This window comes from Streptomyces sp. NBC_01092 (assembly GCF_045039535.1).
In the GTDB taxonomy this organism is placed as follows: Bacteria; Actinomycetota; Actinomycetes; order Streptomycetales; family Streptomycetaceae; genus Streptomyces.
Window position 1 is genome coordinate 5,143,993 of sequence record NZ_CP108659.1, and the last position, 20,658, is coordinate 5,164,650.

Annotated in this window: 28 protein-coding genes; 15 read left to right on the forward strand and 13 right to left on the reverse strand. The window is 69.2% G+C overall.

From position 1 onward, the window contains the following. Positions 1 to 74: 74 nt before the first annotated feature. Positions 75 to 254, forward strand: a complete 180-nt coding sequence (locus OG254_RS23190; protein WP_148000123.1) for a hypothetical protein — start codon at positions 75 to 77, stop codon at positions 252 to 254. A gap of 8 nt (positions 255 to 262) precedes the next feature. On the opposite strand, the gene OG254_RS23195 is transcribed toward OG254_RS23190, so the two are convergent. Beyond that, entirely contained in the window at positions 263 to 640 is a 378-nt protein-coding gene (locus OG254_RS23195) for a metal-sensitive transcriptional regulator (protein WP_405584864.1), read from the reverse strand. Between the two features lie 242 nt (positions 641 to 882). Between OG254_RS23195 and OG254_RS23200 the strand changes: the two genes are divergently transcribed. The 3 genes from OG254_RS23200 to OG254_RS23210 all read left to right on the forward strand — a co-directional run bounded on the left by OG254_RS23200 (position 883) and on the right by OG254_RS23210 (position 5,128). Further along, entirely contained in the window at positions 883 to 1,503 is a 621-nt protein-coding gene (locus OG254_RS23200; protein WP_405584866.1) for a DUF47 domain-containing protein, read from the forward strand. Positions 1,504 to 1,512: 9 nt separating this feature from the next. After that, positions 1,513 to 2,511, forward strand: a complete 999-nt coding sequence (locus tag OG254_RS23205; protein WP_405584869.1) for an anion permease — start codon at positions 1,513 to 1,515, stop codon at positions 2,509 to 2,511. Between the two features lie 1,003 nt (positions 2,512 to 3,514). Continuing rightward, the gene (locus OG254_RS23210; protein WP_405584872.1) at positions 3,515 to 5,128 is read left to right on the forward strand and encodes an FAD-binding oxidoreductase; all 1,614 of its coding nucleotides are present in this window, start codon (positions 3,515 to 3,517) and stop codon (positions 5,126 to 5,128) included. Between the two features lie 47 nt (positions 5,129 to 5,175). On the opposite strand, the gene OG254_RS23215 is transcribed toward OG254_RS23210, so the two are convergent. The 3 genes from OG254_RS23215 to OG254_RS23225 form a co-directional block, all read right to left on the reverse strand. After that, entirely contained in the window at positions 5,176 to 5,886 is a 711-nt protein-coding gene (locus tag OG254_RS23215) for a phosphatase PAP2 family protein (RefSeq protein ID WP_405584875.1), read from the reverse strand. A 198-nt stretch (positions 5,887 to 6,084) separates the two neighbouring features. Further along, on the reverse strand, positions 6,085 to 7,092 hold the full coding sequence (locus tag OG254_RS23220) for an NlpC/P60 family protein (protein ID WP_405584878.1): 1,008 nt from the start codon (positions 7,090 to 7,092) through the stop codon (positions 6,085 to 6,087). Positions 7,093 to 7,128: 36 nt separating this feature from the next. Then, entirely contained in the window at positions 7,129 to 7,914 is a 786-nt protein-coding gene (locus OG254_RS23225) for a trypsin-like serine peptidase (protein WP_405584880.1), read from the reverse strand. A gap of 188 nt (positions 7,915 to 8,102) precedes the next feature. On the opposite strand from OG254_RS23225, the gene OG254_RS23230 reads away from it, so the two are divergent. After that, positions 8,103 to 8,450: a DUF1330 domain-containing protein gene (locus tag OG254_RS23230; protein ID WP_405584883.1), complete on the forward strand. Its 348-nt coding sequence runs from the start codon at positions 8,103 to 8,105 to the stop codon at positions 8,448 to 8,450. Positions 8,451 to 8,467: 17 nt separating this feature from the next. On the opposite strand, the gene OG254_RS23235 is transcribed toward OG254_RS23230, so the two are convergent. Beyond that, a complete protein-coding gene (locus OG254_RS23235) occupies positions 8,468 to 9,226 on the reverse strand; it encodes a PIG-L deacetylase family protein (protein ID WP_405595137.1) in 759 nt (252 codons plus the stop codon). A 142-nt stretch (positions 9,227 to 9,368) separates the two neighbouring features. Here OG254_RS23235 and OG254_RS23240 point away from each other — a divergent pair, with 142 nt between their 5' ends. Beyond that, entirely contained in the window at positions 9,369 to 9,785 is a 417-nt protein-coding gene (locus OG254_RS23240; RefSeq protein WP_405584886.1) for a hypothetical protein, read from the forward strand. 46 nt (positions 9,786 to 9,831) lie between these two features. Here the strand turns inward: OG254_RS23240 and OG254_RS23245 are convergent, their stop codons facing one another. Beyond that, positions 9,832 to 10,788: an oxidoreductase gene (locus OG254_RS23245; RefSeq protein ID WP_405584889.1), complete on the reverse strand. Its 957-nt coding sequence runs from the start codon at positions 10,786 to 10,788 to the stop codon at positions 9,832 to 9,834. Between the two features lie 99 nt (positions 10,789 to 10,887). Here OG254_RS23245 and OG254_RS23250 point away from each other — a divergent pair, with 99 nt between their 5' ends. After that, on the forward strand, positions 10,888 to 11,490 hold the full coding sequence (locus OG254_RS23250) for a TetR/AcrR family transcriptional regulator (protein WP_405584892.1): 603 nt from the start codon (positions 10,888 to 10,890) through the stop codon (positions 11,488 to 11,490). 114 nt (positions 11,491 to 11,604) lie between these two features. Here the strand turns inward: OG254_RS23250 and OG254_RS23255 are convergent, their stop codons facing one another. After that, on the reverse strand, positions 11,605 to 12,573 hold the full coding sequence (locus OG254_RS23255) for an alpha/beta hydrolase (protein WP_405584894.1): 969 nt from the start codon (positions 12,571 to 12,573) through the stop codon (positions 11,605 to 11,607). A gap of 171 nt (positions 12,574 to 12,744) precedes the next feature. Here OG254_RS23255 and OG254_RS23260 point away from each other — a divergent pair, with 171 nt between their 5' ends. Beyond that, a complete protein-coding gene (locus tag OG254_RS23260) occupies positions 12,745 to 13,206 on the forward strand; it encodes a MarR family winged helix-turn-helix transcriptional regulator (RefSeq protein ID WP_405584897.1) in 462 nt (153 codons plus the stop codon). A 280-nt stretch (positions 13,207 to 13,486) separates the two neighbouring features. Here OG254_RS23260 and OG254_RS23265 read toward each other — a convergent pair whose 3' ends face one another. The 3 genes from OG254_RS23265 to OG254_RS23275 form a co-directional block, all read right to left on the reverse strand. Next, positions 13,487 to 13,609, reverse strand: coding sequence for a hypothetical protein (locus tag OG254_RS23265; RefSeq protein WP_405584900.1), 123 nt, complete (start codon positions 13,607 to 13,609; stop codon positions 13,487 to 13,489). 41 nt (positions 13,610 to 13,650) lie between these two features. After that, on the reverse strand, positions 13,651 to 13,797 hold the full coding sequence (locus tag OG254_RS23270) for a hypothetical protein (protein WP_405584903.1): 147 nt from the start codon (positions 13,795 to 13,797) through the stop codon (positions 13,651 to 13,653). 404 nt (positions 13,798 to 14,201) lie between these two features. Then, entirely contained in the window at positions 14,202 to 14,921 is a 720-nt protein-coding gene (locus OG254_RS23275) for a BTAD domain-containing putative transcriptional regulator (protein ID WP_405584906.1), read from the reverse strand. Between the two features lie 417 nt (positions 14,922 to 15,338). Here OG254_RS23275 and OG254_RS23280 point away from each other — a divergent pair, with 417 nt between their 5' ends. The 4 genes from OG254_RS23280 (at position 15,339) to OG254_RS23295 (ending at position 17,954) form a co-directional block, all read left to right on the forward strand. Next, positions 15,339 to 15,782, forward strand: a complete 444-nt coding sequence (locus OG254_RS23280) for a hypothetical protein (RefSeq protein WP_405584909.1) — start codon at positions 15,339 to 15,341, stop codon at positions 15,780 to 15,782. 175 nt (positions 15,783 to 15,957) lie between these two features. Continuing rightward, positions 15,958 to 16,236: a hypothetical protein gene (locus OG254_RS23285; RefSeq protein WP_405584912.1), complete on the forward strand. Its 279-nt coding sequence runs from the start codon at positions 15,958 to 15,960 to the stop codon at positions 16,234 to 16,236. 18 nt (positions 16,237 to 16,254) lie between these two features. Then, complete coding sequence (locus OG254_RS23290; RefSeq protein WP_405584914.1) at positions 16,255 to 17,214, forward strand: ATP-binding cassette domain-containing protein; 960 nt, start codon at positions 16,255 to 16,257, stop codon at positions 17,212 to 17,214. Further along, positions 17,211 to 17,954 (forward strand): hypothetical protein, encoded by a 744-nt coding sequence (locus tag OG254_RS23295; RefSeq protein WP_405584916.1) that lies wholly within the window; start codon positions 17,211 to 17,213, stop codon positions 17,952 to 17,954. The genes OG254_RS23290 and OG254_RS23295 overlap by 4 nt, the downstream gene beginning before the upstream one ends. 551 nt (positions 17,955 to 18,505) lie before the next feature. On the opposite strand, the gene OG254_RS23300 is transcribed toward OG254_RS23295, so the two are convergent. Together OG254_RS23300 and OG254_RS23305 are read right to left on the reverse strand one after the other, a co-directional pair. Beyond that, positions 18,506 to 18,793, reverse strand: a complete 288-nt coding sequence (locus tag OG254_RS23300; RefSeq protein ID WP_405584919.1) for a hypothetical protein — start codon at positions 18,791 to 18,793, stop codon at positions 18,506 to 18,508. Next, complete coding sequence (locus OG254_RS23305; protein ID WP_405584922.1) at positions 18,790 to 19,101, reverse strand: hypothetical protein; 312 nt, start codon at positions 19,099 to 19,101, stop codon at positions 18,790 to 18,792. Before OG254_RS23305 ends, OG254_RS23300 begins: the two co-directional genes overlap by 4 nt. A gap of 167 nt (positions 19,102 to 19,268) precedes the next feature. Here OG254_RS23305 and OG254_RS23310 point away from each other — a divergent pair, with 167 nt between their 5' ends. From OG254_RS23310 to OG254_RS23320, 3 genes are read left to right on the forward strand one after another with little or no spacing between them, the layout of a single operon-like run. Beyond that, a complete protein-coding gene (locus OG254_RS23310) occupies positions 19,269 to 19,538 on the forward strand; it encodes a GntR family transcriptional regulator (protein WP_405584924.1) in 270 nt (89 codons plus the stop codon). Continuing rightward, complete coding sequence (locus OG254_RS23315) at positions 19,535 to 19,813, forward strand: GntR family transcriptional regulator (protein WP_405584927.1); 279 nt, start codon at positions 19,535 to 19,537, stop codon at positions 19,811 to 19,813. The genes OG254_RS23310 and OG254_RS23315 overlap by 4 nt, the downstream gene beginning before the upstream one ends. Before the next feature lie 17 nt (positions 19,814 to 19,830). Then, positions 19,831 to 20,085, forward strand: coding sequence for a GntR family transcriptional regulator (locus tag OG254_RS23320; RefSeq protein ID WP_405584930.1), 255 nt, complete (start codon positions 19,831 to 19,833; stop codon positions 20,083 to 20,085). Positions 20,086 to 20,180: 95 nt separating this feature from the next. Here the strand turns inward: OG254_RS23320 and OG254_RS23325 are convergent, their stop codons facing one another. Further along, the gene (locus tag OG254_RS23325; RefSeq protein WP_405584932.1) at positions 20,181 to 20,648 is read right to left on the reverse strand and encodes a GNAT family N-acetyltransferase; all 468 of its coding nucleotides are present in this window, start codon (positions 20,646 to 20,648) and stop codon (positions 20,181 to 20,183) included. Positions 20,649 to 20,658: the final 10 nt, after the last annotated feature.

Sequence of the window (20,658 nt, forward strand, 5' to 3'; positions counted from 1 at the left end):
TAGCCCGTCCGTGCCATGCGCGGTGCGTAGGCCGCTCCCTACTCTAGGAAGTCGGTAACGGCAGAGAAGAGGTGATGCACGTGGCTCCGGTCGGCGGTACGGCAGTTCAGGACAACGTGGCCCTCGCCGAGATCGAGCTGTGCGGAGAACTGATCATCGCTGCCTCGGCCGCCCGGGAGGACCGGCTCAGCCTGGAGGACATCGACGAGGTGCTGCGCGTCGCCGAGGAACGGGACGCGGCGGCCGGTGCGTGAGGCGAACCTCACGTCCTCAGGAGCCGGCCGATCGCCTTCGTCGCCTCTTCGACCTTCGCGTCGATCTCCGTACCGCCCTTGAGGGCCGCGTCGGCGACGCAGTGGCGAAGGTGTTCCTCCAGCAGCTGGAGGGCGAAGGACTGCAGGGCCTTGGTCGAGGCGGAGACCTGCGTGAGTATGTCGATGCAGTAGACGTCCTCGTCGACCATGCGCTGCAGGCCCCGGATCTGGCCCTCGATGCGGCGCAGTCGTTTGAGGTGCTCGTCCTTCTGCTTGTGGTAGCCGTGGATGCCCCGGTCGTGGTCCGTCACGACCTCCGCGGCGGCCGGTTCCAGCTTCTGGTCAGCGGCGGAGGTCGCACCAGCGCCGGCATCGGTGGTCGTCATCGCGTCCTCCAGACGTAGACCGCTTCGTATACCCCTACTGGGTATATCGTACCGAACTTTGCTGGGTATAGGCCCTGTGGCCGACGCCGCGGCCGGCCGAACACGCTGGACTGGACCACTGGGCAGCCCCCGTGCCGACCGCTGTGACTGATGGGCGACACTGGAGGACGGCCCATTAGCCGTGGCCGGATGATGCACTTAGCATCAGCCTGACCGAAACCGATGCTTCTTGAGGACCCCACGTGCGATTTCGTCTGACCCCCCGGGAGACGAGCTTCTATGACATGTTTGCCGCATCCGCGGACAACATCGTCACGGGCTCGAAACTCCTGATGGAACTGCTCGGGGCGGACTCCGCCGGCCGGGCCGAGATCGCAGAGCGTATGAGGGCCGCGGAACACGCAGGTGACGACGCCACACACGCGATCTTCCACCAGTTGAACTCCTCGTTCATCACGCCGTTCGACCGCGAGGACATCTACAAACTCGCGTCATGCCTCGACGACATCATGGACTTCATGGAGGAAGCCGTCGACCTGGTCGTCCTCTACAACGTCGAGGAACTTCCCAAGGGCGTCGAGCAGCAGATCGAGGTGCTGGCGCGCGCGGCCGACCTGACGGCCGAGGCGATGCCGAACCTGCGTACGATGGACAACCTGACCGAGTACTGGATCGAGGTCAACCGCCTCGAGAACCAGGCCGACCAGATACATCGCAAGCTTCTCGCCCACCTCTTCAACGGCAAGTACGACGCGATAGAGGTCCTCAAGCTCAAGCAGATCGTGGACGTGCTGGAGGAAGCGGCGGACGCCTTCGAGCACGTGGCGAACACGGTGGAGACCATCGCCGTCAAGGAGTCCTGAGACCCTCCCATGGACACCTTCGCTCTGGTCGTGACCATCGCGGTCGCGCTCTTCTTCACGTACACCAACGGCTTCCACGACTCGGCGAACGCGATCGCGACGTCCGTGTCGACGCGGGCACTGACACCGCGGGCCGCGCTGCTGATGGCCGCGGTGATGAATCTCGGCGGCGCCTTCCTGGGGTCCGGCGTCGCCAAAACGGTCAGTGAGGGCCTGATTCAGACGCCGGAGGGCTCGAAGGGGATGGGCATCCTCTTCGCGGCGCTGGTGGGCGCGATCACCTGGAACCTGATCACCTGGTACTACGGCCTACCGTCCTCGTCCTCCCACGCCTTGTTCGGCGGCATGGTGGGAGCGGCGCTGGCCGGCGGCACGACCGTGTACTGGAGCGGCGTACTGGAGAAGGTCGTCATCCCGATGTTCGTGTCACCGATCGTGGGCCTGTGCGTGGGCTACCTGGTGATGACGGCGATCATGTGGATGTTCCGCCGGTCGAACCCGCACAAGGCCAAGCGCGGCTTCCGCATAGCGCAGACGGTCTCGGCGGCCGGCATGGCTCTCGGCCACGGCCTCCAGGACGCGCAGAAGACCATGGGCATCGTGGTGATGGCCCTGGTCATCGCCGACGTCGAGGACTACGGCGATCCGATCCCGATCTGGGTCAAGATCGTCTGCGCGGTCATGCTCTCCCTCGGCACGTACGCCGGCGGCTGGCGGATCATGCGCACACTGGGCCGCAAGATCATCGAACTGGACCCCCCGCAGGGCTTCGCCGCCGAAACAACCGGCGCGTCGATCATGTTCACCACGGCGTTCCTCTTCAAGGCCCCCATCTCCACGACCCACGTCATCACCTCGGCCATCATGGGCGTCGGCGCAACGAAGCGAGTGAACGCCGTGCGCTGGGGCGTGGCCAAGAACATCGTCCTCGGCTGGTTCATCACGATGCCGGCGGCGGCGTTGGTGGCAGCGGCGGCGTATGGGGTCGTCAATCTGGCGTTCCTGTAGCGAGGGCACCACGTCGCGCACAACGGCGACCGGCATGTCCTGACCCGGCCTACGACGAACTGGCCAGGCGCGCCTGGCGCCCTAGTTCAGCCATCCAGCGTTCGGGAACATGACCGCACCGTCCCCAGCGCCCACCCACCGGCAGAGGCTTGACCTGTCAGCGCGGGTCGGGCCGTCCCCAACCCCCACCCACCCGGCAGGGGCGTTACCACCCAACGCCGACCCGCACCCCTCAGCCCATCCGGCGTTCGAGGACAGGCCCCGCCATCCCCAACCCCCACCCACCCGACAGGGGCATCACCACCCAACGCCGACCCGCACCCCTCAGCCCATCCGGCGTTCGAGGACAGGCCCCGCCATCCCCAACCCCCACCCACCCGACAGGGGCATCACCACCCAACGCCGACCCGCACCCCTCAGCCCATCCGGCGTTCGAGGACAGGCCCCGCCATCCCCAACCCCCACCCACCCGACAGGGGCATCACCACCCAACGCCGACCCGCACCCCTCAGCCCATCCGGCGTTCGAGGACAGGCCCCGCCATCCCCAACCCCCACCCACCCGACAGGGGCATCACCACCCAACGCCGACCCGCACCCCTCAGCCCATCCGGCGTTCGAGGACAGGCCCCGCCATCCCCAACCCCCACCCACCCGACAGGGGCATCACCACCCAACGCCGACCCGCACCCCTCAGCCCATCCGGCGTTCGAGGACAGGTCTCGCCATCCCCAACCCCCACCCACCCGGCAGGGGCGTCACCACCCAACGCCGGCCGGCACCATTTCAGCCCGTCCGGCGTTTGAGGACGAGGCCCGTTCAGGGCCGTTGGGGGTCCAGGGGGCGGAGCCCCCTGGTGGGGGCGAAGGGGCGGAGCCCCTGGGGATGGGACGGGTAGGGGCGGCGGGGGCGAGGAAACCGAGGCCCGGCCAAACCACCACCGCGCCCGATGGAACCCCACCCCCCACCACCTCGTCTCGTTCCACGAACCCCCAGGAGGCGACATGGAACGGCGTTCCTTCATCGGCGGCACCGCAGCAGCCCTCACCGCCCTGACGGCAACCGCCTGCAACAGCAGCGAAGCCACGGGCAGCGACAAGGCTGCAGGCGAGGGCGCGGGCGCAAACGCGGACACCAGCACAGCCACCCGCACCCAAACCACCGCCACCGGCACCGCCACCGCCACCGGCAACTCCCCCGCCGCCCCCGCCAACTGGACCGCCCTCGCCCGAGACCTCGACGGCCGCCTCATCCGCCCGGGCGACGCCGACTGGAAGTCGGCCCACCAGCTCTACAACACCCGCTTCGACACCCTGAAGCCCGCCGCCGTCGCCTACGTCGCCCACCCCGACGACATCCGCACCACCCTCGCCTACGCCCGCGCCCACCACCTCAAGGTCGCGATACGCAACGGCGGCCACTCCTACGGAGGCTGGTCCTCCGGCAACAACCGCCTGATCATCGACGTCTCCAAGCTCAACCGCATCCGAGCCACCGGCAACTCCGCAGTCGTAGGCGCCGGTTCCAAGCTCATAGACGTCTACCGGGCCCTGGCCGCAAAGGGCACCACCATCCCCGCCGGCTCCTGCCCCACCGTCGGCGTCTCCGGCCTCACCCTCGGCGGCGGCCAGGGCGTAACCTCCCGCGCATACGGCCTGACCTGCGACAGCCTGACCCAGGCCACGATCGTCACCGCCGACGGCAAGCAGCTCGTCGCCAACGCCACCACGAACAAGGACCTGTTCTGGGCCCTGCGCGGCGCCGGCAACGGCAACTTCGGCGTCGTCACGGAACTGCACTTCAAGACCCACCCCGCCCCCCAGGGCGTCACGGCGTACATGACCTGGCCCTGGTCGAAGGCGGCCGCGCTGATCAAGTCGTTCCAGGAGTGGGGCCCGAGCCAGCCCGACGAGATCTGGTCGTCCCTGCACCTGGCCTGCCGCGCGGGCGGCGCCCCCACCATCTCCGTCGCCGCGTTCTCCCTGGGCACCTACCGCGAACTCCAGAACGCGGTGGACAGCCTGGCCGACCGCCCCGGCGGCCCGGGCCCCGCGAGCAGCGTCTCCCTCAAGCGCCACTCGTACGAGGAGGCGATGGAGATCTACGCCGGCTGCTCGTCCTTCGGCACCGACGCGCAGTGCCACCTCCCCGGCTCGACCCCCGGCCGCTCCCCGCAGGGCGCCCTGGGCCGCGAGACATACACGGCGAAGTCGGACTTCTTCGACCGTTCGATCTCGGCGGCGGGCATCCAGACGCTGCTCAAGCAGATGCAGTCGGTCCGCGGCGGCGCCGGCAGCATTGCCCTCACGGCCCTCGGCGGAGCCGTCAACCGCGTCTCCCCCACGGCGACGGCCTTCGTGCACCGCCGCTCCCGCATGCTGGCCCAGTACATAGCCTCGTGGGGCGCCGGCGCATCGGGCTCAACGGCCCAGGCGTGGCTGACGTCGGCGCACAACGCGATGCGCCCCCACGCCTCGGGCGCCGCGTACCAGAACTACCCCGACCCGGCGCTGCGCGACTGGCGCAAGGCGTACTACGGGGACGCGGCGAGCCGTCTGACGAGGCTGAAGAAGCAGTACGACCCGGAGGGCTTCTTCACGTACCCGCAGGCGCTGTGACTCGGTGAACGCCGGTGGCCCCTAGGGCCTGATCCGCCGGACAGGCCCTAGGCCGCCAGATCCCGCTCCTCGGCGCCCGCGCTCTCCTTCCGAGCCCCCGGAATCAGCGCTTCCTGCTCGTCCTCCCGGGACCGCCCCCGGGACTTGATCAGCCACCCGCCCCGCGGCGACCGCTCGACGGCGGACATGAGCGGCGTCAGCAGGGCCATGGCCGGCGGCGACAGCAGCAGCGCGACGGCCGTGCCGAGGGCGAACCCGCCGATGACGTCGGTCGGGTAGTGCACGCCCATGTAGACCCGGCAGAACCCTTCGAGCAGCGCCAGCCCGATGCCGAGGAGCCCGAACTTCCGGTTCGCGACGAACAGCCCGACGCCCAGGGCCATGGCGATCGTCGCGTGATCACTCACGAAGGAGTAGTCCGTCTTGCCGGTCACCAGGACGTCGAGCCCTTGGTGATCGTTGAAGGGCCGGGGCCGCTCGACGAACCCCCGTATCGGCACGTTCACGAGCACGGCGATCGCGGCGGCCAGCGGCGCCCACACGAGCGCGGCCACCGACGAGGCGGCATCGTCGTCGCCGCGCCGCCGCACGGACCACCAGCACCACACCACGAGCAGGATCAGAGCGAGCAGCAGCCCGTACTCACCGACGTACCCCATGACCCGGTCGAACCACCGCGGCGCGTCCTTGGCCAGGCCATTGATGTCGAAGAGCAGATCGACGTCGGGGTTCGACCCGGATTCTGCGAGTCCAGCCATGATGCCCCGGCCCCTTCATCGTCTGTTGGCGCATCTTGCGTACGCCGCTCCGCCCACCACCCCCGTGGTTGTAGATCCGGCTACGAACCAGGAACGCACGGCCCCTGTTGATACGTTCCACACTCCACTGAATGATCACTCAGACGTTACCGAAGAGAGACCCATCGCCGCAGCTCAGGGGGTGGGTTCACGCTGCGTCTACACCGTCGTGGGCAGCGCTTTCGCGCCATCCTCGGTCACCCGGGTGGCACCGAAGTAGTCCGGGGTGTCGATCGGGTCGAACCGGATCACAGCACCCGTTCTCGGCGCGTCGATCATGTACCCGCCGCCCACATAAATCCCGACATGCCGGATGGCCCGGGAGTTGCCGAGGTCGTCGGAGAAGAACACCAGATCCCCGGGCAGCAGCTCGTCCCTGTCCGGATGGGGCCCCGCGTTCCACTGGTCGTTGGCGACGCGCGGCAGCGTGATCCCGACCGTGTCGTACGCGGCCTGCGTCAGCCCCGAGCAGTCGAACCGACCGCCGTCCGCGGCCGAGCCCTCGCCGCCCCACAGATAAGGCGTGCCCAGCTTCTTCTGCGCGTAGTAGATGGCGCCGGCGGCCTGCTTGCTGGGATCCACCCGGCTAACCGGCGCGGCGAAGCTCTCCTCCAGCGTCGTAATGATCTTCACGTAGTTCTGGGTCTCCTTGTACGGCGGCACGCCCCCGTACTTGATGACCGCGTACGCCCCGGCGTTGTAGGACGCGAGCATGTTCTTCGTCGCGTCGCCGGGTACGTCCTTCACATACGAGGCGAGCTTGCAGTCGTACGACGCGGCCGACGGAATCGCGTCCTTCGGGTCCCATACGTCACGGTCACCGTCACCGTCCCCGTCGATCCCGTGCGTGGCCCACGTCCCCGGGATGAACTGCGCGATGCCCTGCGCGGCCGCCGGGCTCTTGGCCTTCGGGTTGAAGCCGCTCTCCTGGTAGAGCTGGGCGGCGAGCAGCGCGGGGTTGATGGCGGGGCACAGGTTGCCCCACTTCTGCACGATGTCCCGGTAGGCGGCCGGCACGGCCCCCTTGGCCAGCGCTTTCGACGCTCCGCCGACCCCGCCGGCGAGGTTCCCGGCGACGATGTAGACCCCGACGACGAGCAGCATCACGAAGCTGAGCCCCACCGCGACAGCGGCACCCGCCACGATCCATGCCTTACGCACCGTCAACCGCCCCTCGCCCACCGGGAGTCCGCCCGCGCCAGTCTAGGAGCTTCCCACATGGGACTCGTCGCAACCGGCACTCTCGCCGTACAGGGCCTTCGCCTCGGCCCCGAACACCACGCTGTACGACACATTGGCCGAGTGCCCGCCGTTGTCGTGCCCGCCGAGCACCCCCACGACCTGCCCGTCCCCGTCCACCCACGGACTCCCGCTCGACCCGCCGCCGAAGCCGGGGCAGGCGACGCGTTGTTGCGTACGGTGGTGAAGGCGGGGCTTGTCGGCGCAACTGATCGGCGTCTCGCGGGAGTTGAGGTAGGCCGTCATGGTCACGGCGGTCGCCCCGGGGGCTGTACCCGCGGCGAACCGATTCCCGCCGACGGCGTCCTCGACCCCCTTCCCGCCCCGGCGCTCGACCACCGCGAACGCCACGTCACTGTCCTCGTCCCGCTCTTTGACCCACCCGTCCGACAGGAACCACTTCTCGACCGTCCACACCCCGTACGGCGCCACGCCGTCCCGGTACCCGGGCGCGAACACGAGCTGCTCGCGCTTTCCGTCCAGGCAGTGGGCGGCCGTGACGATGAGGTCGTGCCGGGGGCTGTGCACGACGGACGCGGTGCAGACGTGGCCACCGCGCAGATGGTCGCGCCGGCCGGCCAGGAACAGGGCACCGACCCGCGCGCTCTGCGCCGTCGCCGCGGCGGTGTCGGTCACGCCGAGGGGTCCCGTACCGGCGCCGGCCGCGGCGGAGGCCGACGGGACGGCGAGCAGGGCGGCGACGGCGTACAGGGGCAGGCGCGAGGTGTGGGTGTGTTGTGTCCGGGGCATCGGGGGTCACTGTGACGGACGAAGGTGAGAGAAGCGTCAGACGCCGGCCGGCCACCCCTCTCCCGGGCCTCGCCACCGGGGCATTACCTCTCGGGTCATCGCCTCCGTCCGGCCTCTCCTGCCACGATCGTCGGCAGAGGGATCGAGCCCTACCGACAGGGCGAGCCCTACCGACAGGGGAGGACACCATGCCCGCCTACGTCATCGCCCACCTCCGGGACGCCGCCCCGCACCCGGAGATCGCCGAGTACATCGAGCGCATCCCCGCCACCTTCGAGCCGTACGGCGGGCGCTTCCTGGTGCACGCCACGCCGCACGAGACGAAGGAGGGCAGCTGGCCCGGGCACGTCGTGATGATCGGCTTCCCCGACATCGCGCAGGCGCGCTCCTGGTGGGACTCACCCGCGTACCAGGAGATCGCGCCCCTGCGCTCCCGGCACATCGAGGGCGACATCATCCTGGTCGAGGGCGTCCCCGACGGATACGACCCGACCACCACGGCGAAGAGCCTGCGCGAGGCGTTGCCCGCCGACTAGGCGCGAGCACCTCACGCTCAAGGGGTCAGTTCCGTCTGGCCGGACAGGGGGGAGACGGGGTCCTGCCGGATGTACCACTCGGTGCCGAGGATCCCTTCCCGCACAGCCTGTGGGAAACCGGCGAGCAGTCCCGGTACGGCCCCCCGCTCCACCTCGGTGCGATGGGCCAGTACGGCGGCCCACTTCCGCTCCAGCCACGGGCTCACATCGACGATGGCGGTGACCCGCTCGTCCGGGACCGTGTTCATGCCCTTGCCCGCGCGGGCCAGTTCGCCCAGCGCGTCCAGGGCCGAGTGCGGGTGCGTGGCCAGGTAGAGGGCGCTCGGCTGCCAGGGGGCGCCGGCGTCCGGGTAGAGCCGTTCGAGCCCGGCCGCCTGGACTGCGAGCGTGGTCAGGCGGTGGGTGTGCACATGGTCGGGGTGACCGGTCAGGCCGCCGTAGGCGTCGTGGGTGATGACGATCCGCGGGCGGAACCGGCGTATATGGGCGACCAGCCGGCCGATCGCCTCGTCCAGTGGAGCGGCGCACAGCCGAGGGCTGCCGGGGGCGGAGTGCGGGACCCGGTCGTCGGCATAGCCGAGCATCCGCGGTTCGCCGGCGCCCAGGATCCGCAGCGCCTCGGCGAGTTCGGCGCCGCGCCGAGTGTCCGGGGTCCAGGTCGCCGTCACGACCGCGGTGCGCGCGCCGGCGGCCGCGTGCCGGGCGAGGACGCCGCCCGAGAACAGCGCCTCGTCGTCCGGGTGCGCGAACACCCCGAGCAGGCTGGGCACCGACATCGACATCGACATCGAGCGATCACCTCCGCGGTACTGGCTACCCCTGAGTACGAGAACTCAGGCACCAGGTCGTCCGACCCGGCAGACTGTGCGACGACCGGCCAACTGGCCGATGAGCAGGCCGACTTCAGGGGGAACGATCGTGAGACGAACCAGCCGCGCTCTGGCCGTGACGGCACTCGTGACCGGTGCGCTGACCGGCGTGGCGGCGGGTCCCGCCGCCGCGTCGACCGATGTCCTGCTGCCGCATCCCGGCCCGGACGGCCTGGTGTGGGTGGAGGAGCGCACGGGGGACGGCGGTGTGGCGTCCGGCGGGGCGTGGGAGGGGCTGCCGACCGTGCTGACGGTGGCGTGCGAGGGGGGCGGCGACGTGCGGGTGACGATGTCGCAGGAGACGGAGGTCGCCGCGTTCTCCGTCAACTGCCCGGCCGGGGAGGCCGGCGTGGGCTCGGTGACGATGGACGCCGGCGTGGTCCGCCCCGGCTCCTTCGTGATCGGCGTCGACGCGTCGTCGGACGACATCCGCTGGGCCCTGACGGTCACTCAGCCGGAGTCGTAACCAGGAGGCGTAACCCGGAGAGGTGAGGGGGCGGCAACAGGGCGCGTCAGCGCTGCGCCGCCACCCGCTCACCGGCCACCAACGGCTTGCTCACTCCCGTCAGTTCCTCCGAGACCGTCCACAACCGCCGCGCCACGTCCGGGTCACTGGCAGCCGCGCTCCGCCCGACCAGCGTCGGCCCGCCCCGCATCTCGCCGCGCCCGTCGGGCCCGACATAGCTCGCGCCGGGAAGGTCCTGCGTGGCGGCGTACAGCGTCGGCAGCGCGCCCGCCTTGTCGTCCTGGGCGAAGAACCGGTTGCCGATCTTCATGAACCCACGCATCACCGGATTCCCCGCGTGGCTCTGGAGGTTGGTGGCCGCATAGCCCGGGTGGGCCGCCAGGGCGCGCACCGGGGAACCGGCCTGCGCGAGCCGCCGCTGGAGCTCCAGCGTGAACAGCAGATTCGCCAGCTTCGACTGGGCGTACGCACGGTTCGGGTTGTAGCCGGACGTGAAGTCCAGGTCCTCGAAGCGGATCCGCGCGTCGAACAGACGGTGCGCGCCGGACGCCAACGTCACCACCCGGTCCGTGACGTACGGCAGCAGCAGGTTCGTCAGCGCGAAGTGACCGAGGTGGTTCGTGCCGAACTGCATCTCGAAGCCGTCCGCCGTCCGCTGCTCCGGCAGCATCATCACGCCCGCGTTGTTGATCAGCAGATCCACGGGCCGCCCCTGCCAGGCGTCCGCGAACTCCCGCACGGACGACAGATCCGCCAGGTCCAGGCGCCGCACCTCGGTGCTGCCGGTCACCGTCGCCGCCGCCGCGCGGCCCCGCTCGAGGTCCCGTACGGCGAGGACGACGTGCGCTCCCGCGCGGGCCAGCGCCGCGGCGGCGGTGAGTCCGATGCCGCTGTTGGCCCCGGTGACGACGGCCGTACGCCCGCTCAGATCGGGGATCCGGCTCGCATCCCATGCCTTGCTCGTGGTCTTGCTCGTGCTCGTGCTCTTCGTGTTATCAGCCATGCAAACGAATGTAGGCGTCGCCAACAATGCTGTCAATGACAACAATGGTGACGACGCCAACAATGATGGCGCCGACTACATGGAGCTACGATGGTCCGCATGCCCGGCATGCCTGAGAGTCGCCCCTACCACCACGGAGACCTGCGCGCCGCCCTTCTCGCGACAGCGGAACGCACCCTGCGCGAGAAGGGCGTCGCCTCCCTCTCCCTGCGAGAACTGGCCCGCGAGGTCGGCGTCAGCCACGCCGCCCCGGGCCGGCACTTCAAGGACAAGCAGGCCCTGCTCAACGCCCTGGCCGTGGCCGGGTTCGAGCGGCTCAGCCGGGCCCTGGACGCTGCCGACGACCCGGCACTCCCACTGGAACCCCGGCTCACCGCACTCGCCCGCGTCTACCTCGGCTTCGCCATCGACAACGCCGAGCTCCTGGAGCTCATGTACGCCCGCAAGCACGACCCGGACGCCTCGGAGCAGATGGTCACCGCCGTCGAGCGGACGGTCGGCAGCCTCGAAGGGATCCTCGCGGACGCCCAGAAGCGCGGCGAGATCATCGAGGGCGACCCCGAGCAGCTCAACCTCGTCACGGGCGCCGCCCTGCAAGGCATGGCCGGCTTCATCAGCAGCGGCATGCTGACCTCCGAAGCGGCCCTGGCCGGCGTCGACAGCCTGGTCCACCACCTGCTGCACGGCCTGAAGCCCCGCTGACGGTCACTGTCGACCCCGTCGGCGGCAACGCCATCAGGGGCGCGGGGAACTGCGCGACCAGCCACAACGGACCGGCAGCAGCCCGACGACCAGCACCCCCTACGGCACTGACGCTCACACCCCGAACGCACCCCGCAACGCGCTCACCGCCTGCCCGATGGCGCCCTCCGCGGCCCGCGTCTCCCGCAATGCGTTCAGCATCACGAAGTCGTGGATGATGCCCTGATACCGCACCGCGGTCACCGGCACCCCGGCCTCCCGCAGCTTGTTCGCATACGCCTCCCCTTCGTCCCGCAGCACATCGGCCTCGGCGGTGATGACGAGCGCCGCCGGAAGCCCCGTCAGCTGCTCCGCCGTAGCGCGCAGCGGACTCGCGGTGATCTGCGCCCGCTCCGCCTCGTCGGTCGCGTACTGGTCCCAGAACCACGTCATGGCGTCCCGCCGCAGGAAGTACCCCTCGGCGAACTGCCGGTATGAGCCGGTGTCGAACGAGGCGTCGGTCACCGGGTAGAAGAGCACCTGCTGCACCAGCGGCACATCGCCGCGCTCCTTGGCCATCAGCGTCAGCGCGGCCGCCATGTTCCCGCCCACCGAGTCACCGGCCACGGCGATGCGCCCGGCGTCCAGGTCGTTGTCCGCACCCTCACGGACGACCCACTGGGCGACGGCGTAGTTCTGCTCGATCGCGACCGGGTAGCGGGCCTCGGGCGAGAGGTCGTACTCGGGGAAGACGACCGCGGCGCCGGTGCCGACGGCGAGCTCCCGCACGAGCCGGTCGTGGGTGTGGGCGTTGCCGAACACCCAGCCCGCGCCGTGGATGTAGATGATCACGGGGAGCGTCCCGGTGACCCCGGCCGGCCGGACGACCCGGACCTTGACCGCACCGGTCGGCCCACCGGGCACGCTGACCCACTCCTCGTCGACGTCCGGCTTGGCGATCTCCCCGGACTGCACCTCGTCGACGACCTTGCGCCCCTCGGCCGGCCCCAGATCGAACAGGTACGGCGGGTTGGCGGTGGCCTCGGCGAAGGCCTGGGCGGCGGGCTCCAGGACGGGGCGGGCGGGGGTGGTGGTGTCGGTCATGGCGATCTCCTCGGATCGGGTGCCGCGGCAGCCTGCCCGGCCGGATCGACCGGGTGCGGCGGCACGCCATGAAAGTAGCGCACTATTAAGTCGTGCACAACTCATTAGCGCACGATGATGTATCTCCCGATAGAATCGAGGGGACCCGAAGCGCCACCGGCAGGAGCCTCCATGTCCACAGCCACCGACCCACCCCCGCAGGACCCCGGCTCCCTCCTCCTGGACGACCAGCTCTGCTTCGCGCTCTACGCCGCCTCGCGCGCCGTGACCGCGCGCTACCGCCCCCTGCTCGACGAACTGGGCCTGACCTACCCGCAGTACCTGGTCATGCTCGTCCTCTGGGAGCGGGACTCGATCTCCGTACGCGACCTGGGCGCGGCCCTCCAACTGGAGTCCAGCACCCTCTCCCCGCTGCTCAAGCGCCTCGAAGCAGGCGGTCTGCTGCGCCGCGAGCGCCGCCGGGACGACGAGCGCTCGGTCGCGATCCGCCTCACCGAGACCGGCGCCGAGCTCCGCGACCGCGCGACCACGGTCCCGCTCGCCATCGGCGACGCGATGGGCCTGACCCCGCAGCAGGACGCCCTGGCCAAGCAACTCCTGCGCCTGATCACGACGAACGTCACCGAGCGCTGACCCTCGGGCCGCGCTCCCCCTCCACGCTCCGTCACCAGTACTGCACGCAACGGGCCACGGCGTCCGCCGCCGTCATCGCGACGACGTCGGGCCTTGGCCAGGCTGGAACGGCATCCCGCCCGTCCCAGGAACCCGCCCCTGCCCAGCCGGCCTGTTGACCGGTGCTCCGGCTCTGTTGTCGAACACCGGAGGAGTCAGGCCGGTCTGCGGAGGCGCTCCGCCATTCACCGGCTCCGGGCCGGGCAGGCCGCCTGTCGCAACCGTCGGAGACGGCGGGCTCTCAGGCAGCGTCGTCAGCGATCTTATGGATCTCCCTGACCGCCGCGGTCAACCGGTCCGCGGCGGCCAGCACCATCCCGGCGTTTGCCTGGTCCAGCCATGCCAGCGTCTGCTCGTGGCTCATGTCCTCGAAGGACGTACCACCACAAGGCCCCTTGGCCGGCATCAGATCGATCCTCCCGCGTCGCCGCCCACGTTCTCGTAGCCCTTGCGCGAGGCCAGCACGGCTGCGCCCATGCCCTCCATTGGGTCCGACAGCAGCTTCGCCAGCGTCTCAAGATCGCTGATCGCCGGCTCGTACGCGGTGAACACACCGGCCGTATCCGACCATCAGGTCGCGGATCAGCTTGTCGACGCACGTCCGGAGCTTCGTGAACGGCGCGAACTCGGTGGCCCTGTCGGCCTGCGCGCCGACAGCGTCCAGCGCCGAATCGAACAGGCCGGGTGCCCACGCCGCCCCGACACGGACCCGCCGTCGCGCAGCAACACAACGCCCTCCCCGTACAGCCAGAACAGCCGAACATTCGAAGCCGCGCCAAAAACTCCAACTACCGGCAGTGCCAGTCCGCAGTTTCCCGGATCAAAATCGGGCCATCCTGGTTCCAATTGGCCCGCGCCCAGGAGGGCGGCGGCTCGCTGAGCATGGGTCCACCCAACACCGAAGCGTGATCAGGCGCATTGCGTAGACGTCCCGGGCCATATTGGCTCAGCCATGATCATCCGGCCAGGGCTGCCGCATGGGCGAGCTCGAACGCGGGCTCGACTCCGAGCTCCTTCCGCAGACGGCGCCTGAATTCCTGGTACAACTCGGTGGACTTTCCCGGGGCTCCCAGCTTCATGTGGCCGCGTATGAGAAGGAGGTGGCTGGGCTCGTCCAGCGGTTCCCACGTGACCAGGAGTTCCGCGATCTCGACAGCCTCCCGCAGTCGCTCGCCGGACAGCAGAATCTCACTCGCTTCGCGCAGGGCATAAAACCTCCGCTGATCCCACGTCCTTTGGTGTTCCTCAACCCACGGCGAATGCACGTCGACTAATAAAGGGAACTGCAGCAGCTCGAGATCGGTCGCGAGGGATGGAGTGCGCGGCCAGTCCGGGTGGGTGAGAGCGTCATGTGCCAACTGCCAGTCACTGGTGAGCACATCCGAGAGGCGTACGGTCTCGCCCTCCGCGATCACCAGCTCCCGGGGTGCTGCCTGGTTCACCCGCCACAGCAGTCGGCTCAGCCTGCGCCGCCCGAGGCGCTCCGCCTTGTCAGGCCACAGGGACCTGATGATCGCGGGGCGCCGAGCGGTCCGCCCTTCGCGCAGTTCGAGGTAGGCCAGGAGCTCCGCAGTCTGCGGCGGCAGGCGGTAGGACTCGTCATCAGCGAGGTGAACGCCGTCATGGCCCAGCAACCGGAGTTGAACGGAACCAGGATCTCTCGTGGCACCGGTCATCGATCTCGACATAAGTCCCCCTGTCTCCATTTGTCTGGAACGACGGATCAGCCGCTCGCTCTCCGGGAGAGACCTGCCCGTCGGATGCGACGAAGTGGTCAACAAACGCGCATCACATGCCTTAGCAATAACAAGAGCTGATCACGAACATCAAGGTCTATCCACTCGGCACGACGAGTTCAGGCAAGCCGCGAAAAGCGATTCAACGAGTGTGGTGAACGGACACCATCCAGCCAGCTGACCAGCAGAGAGGGTGGATTGGAGACGCTTCGGAGACACCTGAGGGGCATGATCCCCACATGCCTGAGACAACCAGGAGTCGCGACGAAGCGATCGCGAAGAGAGGGCCTCGTGAATCTGTGCTGGCCGCCGACCAACCGGTGTCGGCGGCTTGGCAGTTGAATCACGGAGGATTCCTTGAACAAGAACCGCATCATCGCGAGCACGGTGCTCGTCGGCGCGCTCATAGGCGTTGGCGCCCCGGCCGCCTCCGCGATGCCTCAGGCTCGCCCCGCCGGCGTCGCCCAGGTCCAGACGGTGGGCACTCACCGTGCGGTCTCCTCGGCCGCCGAGGTGAAGCTGACGTCGTCGGCTTCGACCGCCGGCGCGACGGGTACTGCTTCGACCGAGGCCGGAGCCGACCGGGCCGGGGAGAGGGGCCGGTGGACCTGGATCATCAACAAGCTCAAGGATCTCGGCTCCGGCGCCTGGAAGAAGCTCAAGGACGCGGCCAGGGCGGGCTACGACGCGTTCAAGAGGGCTTACGAGCGCTACGTGCCGTGGCTCGTCCGCAAGACGATCGAGCTTGGTGCCACGGTCTACGAGGTCTACTCGGCCGTGCGGGACTTCATCGGTCTCTGAGGTCCGGGCCGTCTGCCCGGGGCGCCACAGACCGGCTCGGGCAGTGGCGAAGCGGTGTGCGGGCCTCGGAACCTTTTCGTTCCGAGGCCCGCACACCGCGCCCCCCTCTCCTCTCGCCTCCCGCCGCATTTCACTTCGACGACTCAAGGAAGACATGAGTAAAGGAAGGCCCTCCGTGACGCCGAACGAGGCTCCGGCCTCAGTGAGTGGCGATGCCTGGCCGGTGATTCCGCTCGGCGTGGCCGCCCTGCTGCTGCGCACTCTGGGCGACCACACCTGGGCGTACGTCGTGGGCGCGGTGATCGGCGGCATAGGCCTGCTGGCGGCGCTGATCGGTCTGGTCGAGTGCGTGCGCGCGGTGCGACGCGGTCTCGCCCTCGGCAAGGCCGCCTGGGTGATCGTTCTGCTGCTGATCGCCGGATTCGCCGTGGTTCACCAGCTCGTCACGGCCTGATGAGGCGGGGTGTCAACGATGTCTACGATCGAGATCGCTGATCTGACCAAGGCGTACGGGAAGAAGCGCGTGGTCGACGGCCTGTCGTTCACCGTGCGCCCGGGATCCGTCACCGGATTTCTGGGACCGAACGGTGCCGGCAAGAGCACAACACTGCGCATGACGCTCGGCCTGACCAGACCGGACAGCGGTACGGCTCGTATCCAGGGGCGCAGTTATCACGAGCACGCCGAGCCGTTGCGCGTCGTGGGCGCGTTGCTGGACGCCCGATGGGCGCACCCCAAGCGCAGTGCACGGGCTCACCTGACGTGGCTCGCCCACAGCAACCGAATTCCCGTCGGCCGTGTGGACGAGGTTCTGTCCCGGGTCGGGCTCACTGAGGTGGCGGACCAGCGGGTCGGAGGCTTCTCTCTCGGCATGGCCCAACGTCTTGGACTGGCCGGCGCGTTGCTGGGGGACCCCGGAATCCTGATTCTGGACGAGCCCGCGAACGGCCTTGACCCTGAGGGCATCGCATGGATGCGCGGGCTTCTCAGACAGCTGGCGGCCGAAGGACGCAGCGTCCTCGTATCCAGCCACCTGCTCGCAGAGATGGCACAGCTGGCCGACGAGGTGGTGGTGATCGGCCGCGGGCAACTCATCAAGCAGTGCTCCATCGCGGAACTCACCTCGGTCGGCGCCGCCACGCAGGGGGAAGTGGTCGTACGCGGTCCGGAGCCCGGTCGACTGCGCGAACTGCTCACGCAGGCGGGCGCCACCGTGGACGCCGGCGGGCCGGGAACGGATCCGTCCGCCCCACCCCTGCTGGTCAGTGGTCTGAGCTGCGAGGACATCGGCAGAGCCGTGGCCGGGGCCGGCCTCGTGCTGTACGAACTGACTCCGCGCCGCGGCACCGTCGAGGATGCCTACCTCCAGCTCACGGGCACCTCGGTGGAGTACCGGGGCTCGGTGCGACCGGCGGAAGAGAGGGCCGTATGACCAGCACCGCCGTGCTGAAAGCCGAGGCTTACAAGCTTCGCTCGCTCACCTCCACACCATGGCTTCTCGGCATCACCACAGTCGTGTCGCTCGTCCTCAGTGGCCTCGCTGTGCGTTCCCCCATGGAAGGTGAGGAGCCCGGCATATCCGAAGTGATGGTCGGTCCCGCCTTCGCGCAGTTCCTGGTCATGGTGTTCGCGGCCCGCAGCGCGACGATGGAGTTCCGTACGGGCACGATCTGGCAGTCCCGTCTTGCCGTGCCGTCCTGGCCACGGCTGTTGCTGGGCAAGGCCGGGGTGATCGCGACGCTCGCGGCGCTGATGGGAATCCTGATGGGGGCGGGGGGAGTCGCCGTCGCGGCCGTCGCGGCGCCCGACGCCGATGTCGTGCCCTCCAGCGGGCTCGAATGGCGTCAACTCCTCGCCCTTCCTGTCTCACTCGCCATCGTGGCCGTGCTGAGCCTTGCCATCGGTCTCCTCCTGAAGAGCGGTGGCGCGACCATCACCGTCGTACTGGTCTGGGCTCTGGTCGTCGAACCGGCTCTGTCGGCCACGGGTGACTGGCTGGCGGGGATCGATATCGGCCCGTGGCTGCCGTTCCTGGCGCTGAGCGACTTTCAGGGCCAGTCCGGCGGCGTCTCCTTCCCCGGCGGGCCCTACCTGGCCTGTGTCTATGCGGCATCCCTCACGGCAGCGCTCCTGGCGGCTGCCATCAAGGTGCAGGACCGTCGGGAGCCGTGACATCTCGACCCGGAACTCCTGAACTCCGGGAGGGAGCCGATACTCCCGCCAGCGAGAGGCTTGCCCTTCCCGGTGCGGAGATGAGGCGCTGACTGGTCATCGGCAGCCGGCGGCTCCGCAATTCCCCCGTGCGCGCGGAGCCGCCCTTCTCCGCGCCCCGCCCCGCCCTGTCGGGCAGGGCGGGGCGCTTCGCCTGGCCCCGGCGAGATCGCGGCCGCGAGGAGGGACTGACGAGGTCCAGCGAGGAGATCGAGCGGATGAATGACGGGCTCGTAGCTGACCTGCCGTAGTCCGGCGGAGATACTCCGGTGGCCGGCGTCCCGGCGTGTGTCAACCGCGGGGTTCTGCAGAGCCGTCGGGACTATGAACGGCCTGACCGGGCGGAGCACCTCGAAGGTCCTGGGCGCCTTCACCGGCCTTACCCCTCCCGTCATCAGTCCCGCCCTGACGGGCCGTGAGGCCCAAGCACGGGCGTATGAGGCACGAACGGGGCCGCGACACCCAGCCACTGCCCGCTCGCCCGGGCAGCGGCGGCGGGGGCCGCTGCGCCATCAATTCCCGTCTGCCACCCCATCGTCGGCCGTGGCGTCCACCATCATCATCCCGACGACTTCCTCAAGCGCCGCATGCAATGGCGATACGAGGGCGGCGAGTTCACCTTCCGACGCCTCCCCCGCCTCCAGCACGGCCCCGACGACCGCCACCAGGACAGCCGCGGTCTCCAGGGCCTGCGCGTCGGCCAGCCCTTCAAGAAGACTGCCGGGCCGCGCGACGACGAACGCCTCCTTGCCGGTGGCCGGATCGACGCCGATGCTGCGGGGACGCCACGTGCCGCTCATACGGCGGCCTCCCACGGGAAGTAGTCCCGCCCCTGAGCGGCGAGGGCCTCCACCCGACGCCGCTGACGCCGAAGGCGCCGCCGCTCAAGATCGTCCCGCTCGCGTTCCCATACGACGACGTCCGACCGGACCAGCGGCTGACCATCGGCGGCGATGACGCCCGCCGGGCGCGACCGGGGCCGAAGCGCGAGGGTGGGACTGCAGGCGGGGCGGGGCGGCCAGGGAGTGCTGGGCGGTGCCGAGTCGGCGCGGTGCACTCCGCGGGCAGGCAGGAAGAGGCTCAGAATGGCGGCCAGTAGGCTGCGCATAGGTCGACTCCTATTTAGTCGGCTCAGCCCCGGCACGGAAGCTCTCACCCTTCCCGCCGGGGCGTCTTGTTTTCTCCAGACCTTATCCGAGAGACGGTAGTGATAGGTAGTGGTTGGTAGTAGTGATAGGTAATGCGCAGTGGAGAGTGGCGCCCTACGGTCAAAACGTGGACAAGATCAGCCCCGACTCGCCGCAGTATGTATATGAACAACTGGCCGCGATCATCGAGCGGAAGATCCGTTCCGGCGAGTATCCGCCCGGCACCCGACTGCCGGGAGAACTGACCATGACCCATGACTACGGGGTTGGCCCGGGCACCGTCCGCCGCGCGCTGAACATCCTGCGGGACAAGGGGCTGGTGGTGACCGTGCGTGCCCGTGGATCGTTCGTGGTGGACCCGCTGCCGCCCGCCTCCGATGAAGCGTCGACTTCATGAATCCTGACTCTGAGATCGACCACGGCGCACCGCTGACGCCATACCGGCAACTCGCCGAGATTCTGCGTGCGCAGATTCAGCGCGGCGACTGGCAGCCGGGTCGGATGCTGCCGAGCGAAGCCCAGCTCGTGCAGCGGTACGGGATCGCACGGACAACCGTGCGGCGGGGGCTTGGCCTGCTGGCCGACGATGGCTGGGTGTACGCCGTTCCCCAGCGGGGGTGGTTTGTCTCCGACCCCCTGCCGCCCGCCGACGAGGCCGAGTCGACTCCTTGAACCCTGGTGCCGACCTCATGGACCTTGATCGCACGCGCCCGCTCTGGCGGCAGATCGCAGCGGAGATCATCCAGCGCATCGAGGACGGCACGTATCCGCCGGGAGGCCGCGTGCCGTCCACCCTGGAGATCGCCCAGGAGTTCGGCGTGGTGAACGCGACGGCGGCTAAGGCCATGCGACATGTACGGGAACAGGGCTGGACCCGGGGCGAGGTCGGACTGGGAACCTTCGTAGCCGACCCCCTGCCGACCTTCCCCGAAACCCCCGACTAGCCGAACCCACGGCCCCTCAGCCAACCGGCGTGCCATCGCACACTGGGCCCCCGTTGCAGCGTCAGCGATTACCAGTGACGGCTGGCTGGTCAGGGCTATGAGACGTTGAGCGGCAGTTCTCGGTGGAAGACGGCCATGGGCCGGCCGGGGCCGTTGTAGTCGTCGACGGTCTTCGTGTCGAAGCCGAGGCTGCGATGGAAGGCGATCGAGCCGGTGTTCTCGATTGACGTGATCGCCTTCAACCGCCGTGCACCGTGACGTTCCGCTGCTTCAGCGAACGCCGTATACAGACGACGCCCGAGGCCGGTGCCACGGGCGTCGTCCCGCGTGGCGATCAGATGCACGTACCCGGTGCCGTCCGGGGTGACGAACCCGAAGATGTACCCACGGATTCCGTCCTCGGCCCGGGCAACCAAGCAGGTGGAACCGAACTCCTGCACCAGTGCCAGAAGGTGCAGCGACCGAAGGTCACGTTCGCCCCAGTAACGGGGGTGATCAGTCAGGACCTGGTGGAAGTCGGTCACCCCGGCCGGTGCGATGTGTATCCCCATGGTGACGATCATGGCAGGCGCC